The organism is Pseudomonas sp. LBUM1662, assembly GCF_059695915.1.
This window is the reverse complement of record NZ_CP166793.1, coordinates 909,293-923,789: the sequence shown is the minus strand read 5'-3', so window position 1 is coordinate 923,789 and position 14,497 is coordinate 909,293. Positions and strand designations below refer to the sequence as shown.

Genomic DNA, 14,497 nt, shown 5'->3' with positions numbered 1-14,497 from the left:
ATCGGCGCTGTGCCAGCACCTACCAGACGGCATTTGTTAAAGCGGATCAAGCCCACGTTTCGGCGCTTATTCGACAAAAGTTTTAGGGCGACAAATTGACACACCGCACACAACGCTTTTACCCTAGCCAACAGCGATTGTAAATTGGTATTACCAATTATCCAAGAACGCTGACCAGTGCCTGACCAACAACAATTAGGGGCCACCCCATATGCAAACCTGGCAACAGCTCTATACCCCGCTCGGCAGCCTTGGCTTCTCCGCGCTCGCCGCCGTTATCCCCATCGTGTTTTTCTTCCTGGCGTTGGCGGTGTTCCGCCTCAAAGGGCACGTGGCCGGCAGCATCACGCTGGCGCTGTCCATCGCTGTCGCCATCTTCGCTTTCCAGATGCCGGTAGACATGGCCTTCGCTGCTGCAGGTTATGGCTTCGCCTACGGCCTGTGGCCTATTGCGTGGATCATCGTCGCCGCCGTATTCCTCTACAAACTGACGGTCAAGAGTGGTCAGTTCGAGGTCATCCGTAGCTCGGTGCTGTCGATCACCGACGATCAGCGTTTGCAGGTTTTGCTGATCGGTTTCTGCTTCGGTGCTTTCCTGGAAGGTGCCGCCGGTTTCGGTGCGCCGGTAGCGATTACCGCCGCATTGCTGGTAGGCCTCGGCTTCAACCCACTCTACGCTGCAGGCCTGTGCCTGATCGCCAACACCGCGCCAGTGGCCTTCGGTGCCTTGGGTATTCCGATCATCGTGGCCGGGCAAGTGACCGGCATCGACGCGTTCAAGATCGGCGCCATGACCGGCCGCCAACTGCCGCTGCTGTCGCTGTTCGTGCCGTTCTGGCTGGTGTTCATGATGGACGGCCTGCGCGGCGTTCGGGAGACCTGGCCTGCTGCGCTGGTGGCCGGATTGAGCTTTGCCATCACCCAATACTTCACGTCGAACTTCATCGGCCCTGAACTGCCGGACATCACCTCGGCCCTGGCCAGCTTGATTTCCCTGACGCTGTTCCTGAAAGTCTGGCAGCCAAAACGCGCCGCCGGCCAACACATCGCCGGTGCCGTCTCGGCCTCGGTGGTGACCGCCAGCGCCGGTGGTTTCGGCCAGCCGCGCACCAGCGTGGCATCGCCTTACAGCCTGTTCGAAATCATCAAAGCCTGGTCGCCGTTCCTGATTCTCACCGTGCTGGTCACCATCTGGACCCTGAAGCCGTTCAAGGCAATGTTCGCTGCCGGTGGTTCGATGTACAGCTGGGTGTTCAACTTCGCGATTCCGCACCTGGATCAGATGGTCATCAAGGTCGCACCGATCGTGACTGCTCCGACCGCCATTCCAGCGGTGTTCAAGCTCGACCCGATTTCCGCGACCGGCACGGCGATTTTCTTCTCCGCACTGATTTCGATGCTGGTACTGAAGATCAATTTCAAAACTGGTCTGACCACTTTGAAAGAGACCTTCTACGAACTGCGCTGGCCGATTCTGTCCATCGGCATGGTCTTGGCATTTGCCTTCGTCACCAACTACTCGGGCATGTCTTCGACCATGGCGCTGGTATTGGCAGGCACGGGCGCAGCGTTCCCGTTCTTCTCGCCATTCCTCGGCTGGCTGGGCGTGTTCCTGACCGGTTCCGATACCTCGTCCAACGCGCTGTTCAGTTCGTTGCAAGCGACCACCGCGCACCAGATCGGCGTGAGCGATGTGCTGCTGGTAGCGGCAAACACCAGCGGCGGCGTGACCGGCAAGATGATCTCGCCACAATCGATCGCCGTGGCCTGCGCCGCGACCGGCCTGGTGGGCAAAGAATCGGATCTGTTCCGCTTCACCCTCAAGCACAGCCTGTTCTTTGCAACGATCGTCGGCCTGATCACCTACGTCCAGGCCTACTGGCTCACCGGCATGCTGGTGCACTAAGTCCTACACGAAAAAACGCAAAAACCGACGCCGGACCACGATTCCGGCGTCAGCTATTCACAACCCGGTCTGTAAGGCTGCTGAAAGCTTCCCTCTCTATATTCAGCAGCCTCAGCGGACGGATAACCGGGACCACCCGGAGACACGCCTGATGAGCGAGCTTTTTTACAACGCCGTGCCGAACGCAACCCGCGTGGCCCCGCCACTGCCCGAGCCTCGACAATACCCCAGCGAAAAACCGTCACGGGTCTACCTGTTCGGAACCTGCGTGGTGGATTTGTTCTACCCCGAAGCCGGGATGGATGCGATCCACTTGCTGGAACGTGAAGGCATTCGTGTCGAGTATCCGCAAGGGCAGAGCTGCTGCGGACAACCGGCCTACACCTCGGGTTACACCGAGCAGGCAAGGACCGTGGCGCGCTCGCAACTGGCGCTGTTCGCCGGGGATTATCCGGTGGTGGTGCCGTCGGGATCCTGTGCCGGAATGTTGCGCGAACACTACGCCGACCTGTTCAAGGACGAGCCGCACACGCTGAAACAGGTTCAGGCACTGGCGGCCCGGACGTATGAACTGGCCGAGTTCCTGCTGTTTGTCTGCAAGGTGCAGCTCAAGGACAGCGGTGAGCCGGTGAAAGTGGCGCTGCACACCTCGTGTTCGGCGCGTCGTGAGATGAACACCCACCTGCACGGTCGCGAGTTGTTGTCGCAACTGAGCAACGTGGAGCGCGTGGACCACAGCCACGAAAGTGAATGCTGTGGCTTCGGTGGGACTTTCAGCGTCCGTATGCCAGACATTTCCGGCGCGATGGTGGCTGACAAGACCCGGTCGTTGAAGGAATCCGGCGCGCACAAGGTACTCAGTGCCGATTGCGGTTGCCTGATGAACATCAACGGCTCGCTGGAGAAACAAAAGGAAGCGTTGCGCGGCCAACACCTGGCCAGTTTCCTTTGGCAGCGAACCGGAGGTGTTCTATGAACGCTTCCGCGATTATTCCTACGGTTGCCGTGGAAGAAGACTTTCGCACCCGGGCCCACAAGGCATTGGGTGACAAGCAACTGCGAAATAACTTTCGCACTGCGATGGATTCTCTGATGACCAAACGGGCAGCGTCCTTCAGCGATGCCCACGAAAGAGAACATTTGCGCGCGCTGGGCAATGCTGTCCGCGCCCGTGCGTTATCCAAGTTGCCCGACCTGCTCGAACAGCTTGAACAGAACCTGACCCGCAACGGTGTGACAGTGCACTGGGCGGAAACGGTGGACGAAGCCAATGGCATCGTCCTCTCGATCATCCGCGCTCACGAGGGGCGGCAAGTGATCAAGGGCAAATCGATGGTCAGCGAAGAGATGGAGATGAATCACTTCCTCGCTGATCGGGGCATTGAATGCCTGGAATCGGACATGGGCGAGTACATCGTCCAGCTCGACCACGAGAAGCCTTCACACATTATTATGCCGGCGATCCACAAGAACGCCGGTCAGGTCGCGTCCTTGTTCCACGACAAACTTGGCGTGGAGTACACCAAGGACGTTGACCAACTCATTCAGATCGGTCGCAAAGTCTTGCGACAGAAATTCTTCGAAGCGGACATCGGCGTCTCCGGCGTCAACTTCGCCGTGGCCGAAACCGGCACCCTGCTGCTGGTGGAAAACGAAGGCAACGGCCGCATGACCACCACCGTGCCGCCGGTTCACATCGCCGTCACCGGTATCGAAAAAGTCGTGGAAAACCTGCGCGACGTGGTGCCGCTGTTGTCGCTGCTGACTCGCTCGGCCCTCGGCCAGCCGATCACCACCTACGTCAACATGATCTCCGGCCCGCGCAAGGAACATGAACTCGACGGGCCGCAGGAAGTGCATCTGGTATTGCTCGACAACGGTCGCAGCCAAGCCTTCGCCGACAGTGAATTGCGCCAGACCCTGAATTGCATTCGCTGTGGCGCCTGTATGAATCATTGCCCGGTCTACACTCGAATCGGCGGTCACGCCTATGGGGAGGTTTACCCTGGGCCTATCGGAAAAATCATCACCCCGCACATGGTTGGCCTGGCGAACGTCCCGGACCATCCGAGCGCGTCGTCGCTGTGCGGAGCTTGCGGTGAAGTGTGCCCGGTAAAAATTCCTATCCCGGCGCTGCTGCGTCGCCTGCGGGAAGAAAACGTCAAAGCCCCGGACAGTCCGCATCAAGTGATGCGCGGCCAGGGCAGCAAGTATTCGCGCAAGGAACGCTTTATCTGGAACGCGTGGGCCAGGCTCAACAGCTCGCCGACGCTGTATCGGCTGTTCGGTTTTTTCGCCACACGGCTGCGCGCCCTGGCACCGAATAATATTGGCCCGTGGACACAAAACCACAGCGCACCGAAACCCGCTGCCCGCTCACTGCACGACATGGCCCGCGAGCATCTGGCCAAACAGGGAGATCGTTGATGAGCGCCAAGCAAAATATAATGGCCAAATTGCGGAAAAGTCTGACCGGCACCACGCCCGTGTCCGACGAATTCGACGTCGAATTGGTGACTGCGCCTTACACCTACACCGCTGAACAACGCATCCCGCAACTGCGCAAACTGATGGAAGCAGTGCATACCGAAATCCACCTGACGTCCGGCGAGGGTTGGCCTTCATTGCTTGCTCAGTTATTGCGGGACCGCCAGTTGCCGAGCCTGTTGATCGCGCCAACTACGCCTCACGGTCAACGTGTCACTCAACACTGGGCGAACAATCCGGGTCTGCCGACACTCAAGTCCTACGACCGCCCGGTTGAAGAATGGAAAGCCGAGTTGTTCAACGACACCCCGGCCAGCCTGACCACCACCCTCGGCGCAATCGCCGCCACCGGTAGCCTGATTCTCTGGCCGACGCGGGAAGAACCGCGCCTGATGAGCCTGGTGCCGCCGGTGCATTTCGCCCTGCTCAGGGCCAGTGAGATCCGCGACAACTTCTATCAGGTGCAACAGGAATTCAACTGGGCCCAGGGCATGCCCACCAACGCTTTGCTGGTGTCCGGCCCGTCGAAAACCGCTGATATCGAACAAGTCCTGGCCTACGGCGCGCACGGTCCGAAAGACCTGGTGGTTTTGATTCTGGAGGACCAATGAGTCTACCGGCGGCTTTTCTGCGAGATGCGCAGCAACTGATTCCCCAAGAGCGACGTTTCGACGACCCGCTGTCGACATTGGCCTTCGGCACCGACGCCAGTTTCTACCGGCTGATTCCGAAACTGGTGATCCGTGTCGAGTCCGAAGACGAAGTGGTCGCGCTGCTCAAACTGGCGCAACGGGATCACGTCCCGGTGACCTTCCGCGCCGCCGGCACCAGCCTGTCCGGCCAGGCCATCAGCGACTCGGTGCTGATCGTGCTTGGGGATAACTGGAACGGGCGCGAGATCCGCGGCCAAGGCACGCAAATCCGCCTGCAACCCGGCGTAATCGGTGCGCAGGCCAACGCTTGGCTGGCGCCGTTCGGGCGCAAGATCGGCCCCGACCCGGCTTCGATCAACGCCTGCAAAATCGGCGGCATCGTTGCCAACAACGCCAGCGGCATGTGCTGCGGCACCGCGCAGAACACCTATCACACGCTGGCGGGTATTCGCCTGGTGCTGGCCGACGGCAGCCGTCTCGATACAGAAGATGCGGCGAGCGTCGCGTCGTTTCGCCAGAGTCATGCTTCGCTGCTCGAGCGTCTGGCGACCTTGGGCCGCGAGACACGCGCCAATGCCGAACTGGCCGCAAGAATCCGCCATAAATACCGTCTGAAAAATACCACCGGCCTGTCACTCAACGCGTTGGTGGATTTCGACGAGCCTGTGGATATCTTGAGCCACTTGCTGGTGGGCTCCGAAGGCACGCTCGGCTTCATCAGCGCGGTAACCTACGACACCGTCATCGACCACCCAAACAAGGCCTCGGCGCTGATCGTGTTCCCGGACGTGGAAACCTGCTGCAACGCCGTCACCGTGCTGAAAAACCAACCAGTGTCAGCCGTCGAACTGCTCGACCGTCGCAGCCTGCGTTCGGTGCAGGACAAACCCGGCATGCCGGCTTTCGTACAGCAACTGTCGAACAATGCCTGCGCGCTGCTGATCGAATCCCGCGCGGCATCGTCCACTTTGCTGCGGGAACAACTGGCGCAAATCATGGCGTCACTGACTTCGTTCCCGGTGGAAAAACAAGTCGACTTCACCGAAGACCCGGTCGAGAACGCTCGCCTCTGGGCGATCCGCAAAGACACCTTCCCCGCCGTCGGCGCGGTGCGCAAAACCGGCACCACGGTGATCATCGAAGACGTGACTTTCCCGGTGGAACAACTGGCCATCGGCGTGAACCGACTGATCGAGCTGTTCGACAAACACCACTACGACGAAGCGATCCTTTTCGGACACGCGCTGGAAGGCAATCTGCACTTCGTCTTCACCCAAGGCTTCAACAACCCGGAAGAAGTCGCACGCTACCAGGCGTTCATGGACGACGTGGCGCAATTGGTGGCAGTGGAATTCGGCGGGTCGCTTAAAGCCGAACACGGCACCGGTCGCAACATGGCGCCCTTCGTCGAACTGGAATGGGGCAGCGATGCTTACCAGTTGATGTGGCAGCTCAAACGCCTGCTGGACCCAAACGGCATTCTCAACCCGGACGTGGTGCTCAGCGAGGATCCGCAGATCCACCTCAAGCACCTGAAACCATTGCCGGCCGCCGATGAGATTGTGGATAAGTGCATCGAGTGTGGCTTCTGCGAACCGGTCTGCCCGTCAAAAGGCCTGACCCTGAGCCCGCGCCAGCGCATCGTGATCTGGCGCGATATCCAGGCGAAGAAACGCGCAGGCGTCGACACCTCCGAACTGGAAGCAGCCTACGAATACCAGGGCATCGACACCTGCGCAGCCACAGGGTTATGTGCGCAACGTTGCCCTGTAGGCATCAACACCGGCGAGCTGGTGAAAAAGCTTCGCGCCCGTAACGCGACGCATACGAAAACCGCCAACTGGCTTGAAGGAAATTTCGCCACCGCCCTGCAAGGTGCACGCTTTACTCTGCATGTGGCCAACGGTGCGCGAATGCTGCTGGGGGCGCCGCGTCTGGCAAAGCTGTCGGCGACGCTGACGAAGTTGTCCAAAGGCCAGGTTCCGCAATGGACCAACGCCATGCCGCAGCCGGAAAAAGCCATTCGCTTCAGCCCGGTCGTATCGGATGAGCGTCCCCGCGTGGTTTATCTCGCGGCGTGCGTTTCGCGGGTCATGGGCCCGGCGGCGGGTGATAAAGAGCAGATGTCGTTGTACGACAAAACCCGGGGCCTGCTGGAAAAGGCCGGTTACCAGGTCGTCTTTCCGGATAACCAGGACAGCCTCTGCTGTGGCCAGCCGTTCGCGTCAAAAGGTTACGCCGAACAGGCCGAACACAAACGTCAGGAACTGATCGGCGCGTTGCTGCACGCCAGTCGCGGTGGGCTCGATCCGATCTATTGCGACACCAGCCCATGTACGCTGCGGCTGGTTCAGGACCTGGGCGAAGCTCGACTGGACCTGTACGACCCGGTGCGTTTTATTCGTACGCATTTGATGGATCGTCTGGATTTCACACCGCAGGATGCGCCGATCGCGGTGCACGTCACTTGCAGTACTCAGCATCTTGGCGAGAGCCAGGCGCTGATTGATCTGGCGCGTAAGTGCAGCAACAACGTGGTCATTCCCGAGGGCATTCACTGCTGTGGTTTTGCCGGAGACAAGGGCTTCACCACGCCGGAGCTGAACGCTCATTCTTTAAGGACGTTGAAGGATGCGGTGCAGCAGTGCAGCGAGGGAATTTCCACCAGCCGCACCTGCGAAATCGGCCTGAGCCAACATGGCGGGATCGACTATCACGGTCTGGTTTACTTGGTGGATCGTGTGACGCAAGTGCGGCCGGCTTGAGGGTGCTTTGGTGAAAACGGGGCGATTTCGCCCCTGCTCCATGCACTGCTGTTGCGCCAATCTTCTCGACACTCCTTCAAAAAAAAACCGAATTCCAGCATGCGGCTATAGTCATTTAGCTAGGCCCTGTGAACGGGCTTATAACCACCTCGGCCAGCAGCCTACTTCACCGGCAGCACCGAGCCCTCATGCGCAAGGAGATACCCATGAAGCACTCTGCTATTGCTGGATTGTTCATCACCGCCGCACTGTTGGCCTCGCCGGTGTTTGCGGCAGATAAAGACCTTTGCAAACAAAACATAAATCTTATTCAGCAGGCTCTGGATTCTGATCCCGCCGTATCAGAGAACGCCGAGGACAACGTACAAGCCGGCTTGGACAAAGCAAAAGCAGCCCAAGCCGCAGGGGACGACAAGGGGTGCATTGGAATAACAAGTGGTTTGATGGAGAAAATTCAACTGCGCAACCCAACCAACAAGTAATCCCGTGTGACTAGGCCAACCTTCGGGTTGGCCTTATCCACCGCGGTGGCGCACACGGCGCGGGCGTGTTGCTCACGTTGAATCACAGAGCAACAGGCTCGGGGCTGTTTAGGATTTGACGCCGGTTCAAGCAGCTAAAACTTACACAACCCCACCCGCGATACAGAGGCAATTGCCCCCCATTTTTAGTGCCACTGCACCTATCGCCAGTTTTTTCATAGCCTTTCTGAAAAAACCGAATTTCTGCGCGGTGACGTGGTCTTTTAGGTAGGCCCCAATCAATCGTGGCTTATTTTTCGGACTCGCCCGAGCCGCCCGCTCATACGGCAACACCGAAACCATCAGTTCAAGGAGATACCCATGAAACGTACCGCTCTTGCTGGTTTATTTATTTCTGTTGCAATGCTGGCCTCTCCCGTTTTCGCTGCCGACACCAACCTGTGCACGGTGAAACTTCAGGAGCTGAAAAACAAAGTCACCACGATCCCGGCAACGTCTGAAAACACCACGATGGATATCAAGCGCATGCAGGCGGATGCCGAAGCAGCGCAAAAGGCCGGCGATGACGACAAATGCGTCGCCTCAGCCACTCAAGCGTTGTCCCGTGTGGACAAACTGGCCAGCGAGCCAGCCAAGTAAACCTGGAAGGCCAACCTTCGGGTTGGCCTTCCGTGACCGTTTGACGTACACTGCGCAGGCTTGTTGCTCATCATGATTCACAGAGCAACAGGCTCGGGGCCGTTTAGGATTCGACGCCGGTTGCGAAACTTTAGGTGCATGCCGAGTTGGTAACAGAACTCGTAAATCCACTGTTGCAACTTTCTATAGTTGCCAATGACGAAACCTACGGGGAATACGCTCTCGCTGCGTAAGCAGCCTTAGCCCTTCCCTCCTGGTACCTTCGGGTCCAGCAATCATCAGGGGATGTCTGTAAACCCAAAGTGATTGTCATATAGAACAGAATCGCCGTGCAGTACGTTGTGGACGAAGCGGCTAAAACTTACACAACTCGCCCAAAGCACCCTGCCCTTCGGGTCGCTGAGGGTTAACTTAATAGAAACGGCTACGCATGTAGTACCGACAGCGGAGTACTGGCGGACGGGGGTTCAAATCCCCCCGGCTCCACCACTTCATCATCTAAAGACGTCCACGGACGTCTTTTTTTGTACCTGAAATCCAGTAAATACGGGGGTTTCAGGGCTATTGGTGGCTTTCGAGGCTTTTTAAGTTCCAGACGATTTGGTATTCCCAATGGTATTCCCGGCTACCCGAGGCTAATCTTGGGAATACCAAAAAGTGTCATGGAGTACATCTCATGTGCGCTCAAACCACCCGCCTCTCCGACCGCCAGCTCAAGGCGATCAAACCGAAAGACAAGGATTTCGTCCTCACCGATGGCGACGGGCTCCAGCTGCGAGTTAGGGTCAATCGCTCGATGCAGTGGAATTTCAACTACCGGCATCCCGTCACCAAAAATCGAATCAACATGGCACTCGGCTCTTATCCCGAGGTTTCTCTTGCGCAAGCTAGGAAGAAAACCGTTGAGGCCAGAGAGCTGCTTGCACAGGGTATCGACCCCAAAGCTCAACGCAATGAGCTACAGGAAGCTAAACGAGCGGAAACGGAACATACGTTCGAGAACGTGGCCACCGCCTGGTTCGAATTGAAGAAGGATTCCGTCACACCAGCGTATGCCGAAGACATCTGGCGCTCGCTCACACTGCATGTTTTTCCAAGTATGAAATCAACGCCGTTATCGGAAGTGAACGCCCCGATGGTCATCAAGCTGCTTCGTCCGATTGAGGCCAAAGGCAGCCTCGAGACGGTTAAGCGAGTGAGCCAGCGCCTTAACGAGATCATGACCTACGGGGTCAACTCCGGAATGATCTTTGCTAACCCTCTCAGCGGCATTCGAGCGGTGTTCAAGAAACCCAAGAAAGAGAATATGGCCGCGCTACCACCTGATGAGCTTCCGGAGCTCATGATGGAAATCGCGAACGCCAGCATCAAGCGGACGACCCGCTGCCTGATCGAATGGCAACTTCATACCATGACTCGCCCTGCCGAGGCGGCCACCACTCGATGGGCAGACATCGACTTCGACAAACGCATCTGGACCATCCCTCCGGAGCGGATGAAAAAGCGTCGTCCGCACACAATTCCGCTGACCGAACATGCACTCTCGTTATTGGAGACGCTTAAGCCCCATAGCAGCCACAGGGAATATGTGTTCCCGTCAGATAGAAACCCGCGCACCCACGCGAATAGCCAGACAGCCAACATGGCGTTGAAACGCATGGGCTTCCAGGACCGCTTGGTCAGCCACGGCATGCGCTCCATGGCCAGCACCATCCTGAACGAACATGGGTGGGATCCGGAGCTCATCGAAGTCGCACTGGCGCATGTCGACAAGGATGAGGTGCGGAGCGCCTACAACCGAGCCGACTACATCGAACGCCGGCGTCCGATGATGGCTTGGTGGAGTGAGCATATTCAGAAGGCAGCCACCGGTAGCCTGTCGGCATCTGCGATCAATCAAACCAGGGACCGCAACGTCGTGCCGATACGCTGAGGACTCACCGTTGGCGACAACGGCGACAACCCGCGTAATCCGTGGCGTGCAGCGTGGCGACAGAAGTGGCGAATATCGCCAAGCGCTTAGCCAACAACGCTACAACCCCGACGCCAGCGCAAACCGGGCAGCGCCCATGATTGAGTCAGTCGCCATCAGGCTGCCGCACTGCGTTTGATTGAGGCGATCACCGAAATGATCGCGTTGGCATCCGCGTCGCCAAACGCACCGTCTAATCCCTCGTGGTGCAACGCGGTAAAAGGCGGTTCATATAGTTGACCCGCCTCCATCACGCCCTGCCGGGTTAGACGCTCGATGATCATTTCAACAAAACGAATCTGTTGACTGCTGTAGCGGTTCTCGTCGAGGAATTGACCGAAAGCCTCTTTTGCAGCATTGCGATCCAAACCTACCAATGATCGGATCAACAGTGTCAGCGGTTGGTCAGTGCCGTAGCACTGTTCGAACTGCTCGCGACTCTGAACCGGTTCCGACTCGTAGACAAAATGCTCCAGCTCGCTCATATCGCTCGGCGTCAGGGGCCGGTTAAACTTGAGCTTGGCGATGGCCACATGGTTCTCATTGCCACGGATATAGGCTTCGACCTTTTTCTTGTATTGCTCCAGGTTGATGCCGGTATTGAAATCTTTCAGGTTGACTACAGTCGCCTCGCCAATCTCGTCGCTCAGCACGCTATAAACGGGGTTGCTCGGGCGGCGTTCGATAAACTTGATCAGCTCACGCATCTTGCGCCGCAGTTGCTCAAGCATCGGCAAGCGGATGTCCTGCCAGTACTCGTCGGTTTGCACGTCCTGAAGCAACGCAAGTTCAGCATGCACTGCCGGAATGCTGTCCATCACTTCTAACTGGCTGGCCAGCTCGACCACCTTGTCTCGATACGTCACGAAGTCGCTGGTCGAGCGAAGTAACGCCAGCTGCAAATTCAGGCACAGGAGATCGAACAACTTGGCGGTGATGTGCTCAGGAGCGCGCTCACTCGGCAAGCCGGCGACGTGACTGCGCAGATCACCCAGCGCTGCATCATCCAGCGCATTCCAAACTTCACGCTCGGCAAAGCGGGTTACGTGCTCAAGTTCGGTACGCACGATGAAGTTGTCCTTATTCATCGCCGCGACTTCGTCGTGCAGCTCGTCGGTCAACTCCCTGCGCAGCTCGACAAAGGCATCGTACCGGCCTCTGGTTTCCGCCAGATCAACAGGCTCGCGAACGTCCTTCGGCGCTAACAACGACAGCAGATCCAGCCGCGCTTTGAACAACCGCTTGCCTAGCGGTTCGGCCGTACCGCCCAAAGCGCCTTTGGGGTTTTCGTTGAAGTATTCGAAGTTGGCGCAGAAATCGAAGATGGCGAACTCGCGCTTGTGCACACCCGGCGCAAACAGGTCCGGGCATAGGCGCGTGCCGCGGCCGATCATCTGCAAGAACTTCACCTTTGAGCGGACGGCCTTGAAGAACACTAAATTCAACACCTGTGGCACGTCGATGCCGGTATCGAGCATATCCACGGAAATGGCAATCTGCGGCTGCTTGTTCAGCTTGCTGCTGAAGTCATCGATCAGGGTCTGCGCATAACTCACTGCATGGGTGATAACCCGGGCAAACTCACCCTTAAAGTGCGGGTAATGATGATTGAAGCGCCGGGCGATAAAATCGGCGTGCTTTTGGTTCACTGCAAAAATAATGGTCTTGCCGAGCTTGTCGCCACCCTCCACTGTCAGGCCATTTTGCATCAAGTGTTTTAGCATCAGGTCAACGGTTGGCTCGTTGAATAGCTGCTTGTTGACCTCAGACGCTAGCACTTCGGTAGGTGCATCACCTTCGGCACAGTAATCGCCCCAATCCAGCGACTCCCAGTGCTCTTTCTCATCATCGCTGAGCTGGTCGTAACGGATGCCTTCGCGAACAAACTTGATCGGCACCGAATAAGCCTTGGGCGGCACCAGATAACCATCATCCACCGCTTCATTCAGGCCGTAGGCATCGGTCGGTACACCGGTTTCCAGACCGAACAGGTGATAGGTATCGCGATCCACTTCGTCACGCGGGGTAGCGGTCAGGCCTACTAGATAACTGTCGAAGTAACGGAAAATCGCACCGTACTTCTGGTAAACACTGCGGTGCGCCTCGTCGATCACGATCAGGTCGAAATGGCCAACGCCGTACTTGCGACGGTCGCCCTCCATCTGGTCGATCAAACCCATCATGGTCGGATAGGTGCACAGATACACCCGACCTTGGCCATTTTTGTCGGTAACAAGATTGACAGGACTGGAGTCCGGCAGGAACTCCTTGAAGGCATTTGCGGCTTGTTTTACCAGGGCTACCCGGTCAGCCAGAAACAGCACGCGCTTAACCCAGTTGCCCCGCATCAACAGCTCGATCAGGGCAATCGACATCCGCGTCTTGCCTGTGCCGGTGGCCATGGTTAGCAAACCGGCGCGGCGGCCCTGACTCAGTGATTCGGTCATCGCTCGAATCGCCCGGTGTTGATACGCCCGCTCAACAATCTCGCTATTGATCGGCAGTTCGCACAAGTCGGTTTGCAGGCTGCGCCGCTGAATCGCCAATTCCAGTTCATCGCGGGTATAAAAACCCTGTACTTCGCGTGGCGGCGCACGGCGGTCGTCCCACAGCCAGGTGTGGTTGCCGTTGCTGTAGAAAACCAGCGGCCGCTGGCCTTTCTCGGCCTCCAGGCAATCGGCGTACAACTTGGCTTGCTGCTGCCCCACGTCCGGGTCTTTCAGGCTGCGCTTGGCTTCCACCACCGCCAATGGTCTGCCGTTGGCACCCCACAGCACGTAATCGACAAAACCCTCACCTTGCCCGTTGGGCATGCCGCTGACTGGCACTTCGGCGTCAGCGTTTTTGCCCAATTCCCAACCGGCCTCGCGCAGCAGCACATCGATAAACAAACGGCGGGTGTCGGCCTCGTCGTAATCATGGTTATCCGGCACTGAGATATTGGTCGCCTTGGCCTGGGCCAGTGCCGCACGGGTGGCAACCAGTTCAGCATCCAGTCGCGCCAGCAGCGACTCGCGCTCACTTAGGCCTGCGGCTTGCTCGGCAATCGCCGCCTCTCGGGCTTCAAGGGTGCAGTGCTGAGCTGCAATCTCTTGCTGGAATTTGGCTTCCTGCTTTTTCAGTTCCGTACGAGTAAAGGCTGCCGCCTCGTTAAGGCTGACCAACTGCGGCACACGTTTTTCGTCAAACGCGGCGTCGATGCTCTTTGGGTCGCTGGCGCGGGTATAGGTGCGCGCCAGCCAGAACAGCAGATGAAACAGCTCGCGCACCAGCTTCATCGCATCGCTGTAGCCAATCGGCTGATTGGCATGCACCGCCTGATTACCGAACTTCTGAATCAAGCGCGCCTTCTGATGGATTTGCGGCGGCAGCAGGCGCACAAACTCCACCTGAGTCAGCAGCAGATTAAGGCCGTTGTCGTAGGGCATGCGCAGGTCGCGGTCATGCTCGTACAGCCAATGCACCGCCTGCTCCAGCGCATGGCGGGTACGCATGCAACAGGCACGCGGGTCGGAATACACCAGTTGCTCCGCGCCTTTCGCCGGCTCAAACAGTGTTTTAAATTCGGGGATGAGAAATCCAAAGTTGCTCAT

9 protein-coding genes and 1 other RNA gene are annotated in these 14,497 nt (G+C 57.9%); 9 read left to right on the top strand and 1 reads right to left on the bottom strand.

The window, feature by feature from the left end:
* Window positions 1–211: 211 nt before the first annotated feature.
* The 9 genes from ACA049_RS03955 (at window position 212) to ACA049_RS03915 (ending at window position 10,865) form a co-directional block, all read left to right on the top strand.
* Window positions 212–1,906: a lactate permease LctP family transporter gene (locus ACA049_RS03955; RefSeq protein WP_497333312.1), complete on the top strand. Its 1,695-nt coding sequence runs from the start codon at window positions 212–214 to the stop codon at window positions 1,904–1,906.
* 151 nt (window positions 1,907–2,057) lie between these two features.
* Window positions 2,058–2,882, top strand: a complete 825-nt coding sequence (locus tag ACA049_RS03950) for a (Fe-S)-binding protein (RefSeq protein ID WP_497333310.1) — start codon at window positions 2,058–2,060, stop codon at window positions 2,880–2,882.
* Window positions 2,879–4,333 (top strand): LutB/LldF family L-lactate oxidation iron-sulfur protein, encoded by a 1,455-nt coding sequence (locus tag ACA049_RS03945; RefSeq protein ID WP_497333308.1) that lies wholly within the window; start codon window positions 2,879–2,881, stop codon window positions 4,331–4,333. Before ACA049_RS03950 ends, ACA049_RS03945 begins: the two co-directional genes overlap by 4 nt.
* Window positions 4,333–5,004 carry a LutC/YkgG family protein gene (locus ACA049_RS03940; protein ID WP_497333306.1) on the top strand — a complete coding sequence of 224 codons (672 nt, stop codon included), beginning with the start codon at window positions 4,333–4,335 and terminating at the stop codon, window positions 5,002–5,004. The genes ACA049_RS03945 and ACA049_RS03940 overlap by 1 nt, the downstream gene beginning before the upstream one ends.
* Entirely contained in the window at window positions 5,001–7,811 is a 2,811-nt protein-coding gene (locus ACA049_RS03935) for an FAD-binding and (Fe-S)-binding domain-containing protein (protein WP_497333304.1), read from the top strand. Before ACA049_RS03940 ends, ACA049_RS03935 begins: the two co-directional genes overlap by 4 nt.
* 206 nt (window positions 7,812–8,017) lie before the next feature.
* On the top strand, window positions 8,018–8,293 hold the full coding sequence (locus ACA049_RS03930) for a PA2433 domain-containing protein (protein ID WP_221108250.1): 276 nt from the start codon (window positions 8,018–8,020) through the stop codon (window positions 8,291–8,293).
* Window positions 8,294–8,653: 360 nt separating this feature from the next.
* On the top strand, window positions 8,654–8,932 hold the full coding sequence (locus ACA049_RS03925; protein ID WP_497333302.1) for a PA2433 domain-containing protein: 279 nt from the start codon (window positions 8,654–8,656) through the stop codon (window positions 8,930–8,932).
* 95 nt (window positions 8,933–9,027) lie between these two features.
* Window positions 9,028–9,421: a transfer-messenger RNA gene (gene ssrA / locus ACA049_RS03920) on the top strand.
* Window positions 9,422–9,608: 187 nt separating this feature from the next.
* On the top strand, window positions 9,609–10,865 hold the full coding sequence (locus tag ACA049_RS03915) for an integrase domain-containing protein (RefSeq protein ID WP_497333300.1): 1,257 nt from the start codon (window positions 9,609–9,611) through the stop codon (window positions 10,863–10,865).
* A 155-nt stretch (window positions 10,866–11,020) separates the two neighbouring features.
* Here the strand turns inward: ACA049_RS03915 and ACA049_RS03910 are convergent, their stop codons facing one another.
* Window positions 11,021–14,497: a DEAD/DEAH box helicase family protein gene (locus ACA049_RS03910; protein ID WP_497333298.1), complete on the bottom strand. Its 3,477-nt coding sequence runs from the start codon at window positions 14,495–14,497 to the stop codon at window positions 11,021–11,023.

What these genes read in the sequence shown, in the direction of transcription:
- ACA049_RS03955 (WP_497333312.1), top strand. Translation starts at nt 212, where the DNA reads ATGCAAACCTGGCAACAGCTCTATACCCCGCTCGGCAGCCTTGGCTTC.
- ACA049_RS03925 (WP_497333302.1), top strand. Translation starts at nt 8,654, where the DNA reads ATGAAACGTACCGCTCTTGCTGGTTTATTTATTTCTGTTGCAATGCTG.
- ACA049_RS03935 (WP_497333304.1), top strand. Translation starts at nt 5,001, where the DNA reads ATGAGTCTACCGGCGGCTTTTCTGCGAGATGCGCAGCAACTGATTCCC.
- ACA049_RS03930 (WP_221108250.1), top strand. Translation starts at nt 8,018, where the DNA reads ATGAAGCACTCTGCTATTGCTGGATTGTTCATCACCGCCGCACTGTTG.
- ACA049_RS03910 (WP_497333298.1), bottom strand. Translation starts at nt 14,497, where the DNA reads ATGAGCAACTTTGGATTTCTCATCCCCGAATTTAAAACACTGTTTGAG.
- ACA049_RS03940 (WP_497333306.1), top strand. Translation starts at nt 4,333, where the DNA reads ATGAGCGCCAAGCAAAATATAATGGCCAAATTGCGGAAAAGTCTGACC.
- ACA049_RS03950 (WP_497333310.1), top strand. Translation starts at nt 2,058, where the DNA reads ATGAGCGAGCTTTTTTACAACGCCGTGCCGAACGCAACCCGCGTGGCC.
- ACA049_RS03945 (WP_497333308.1), top strand. Translation starts at nt 2,879, where the DNA reads ATGAACGCTTCCGCGATTATTCCTACGGTTGCCGTGGAAGAAGACTTT.
- ACA049_RS03915 (WP_497333300.1), top strand. Translation starts at nt 9,609, where the DNA reads ATGTGCGCTCAAACCACCCGCCTCTCCGACCGCCAGCTCAAGGCGATC.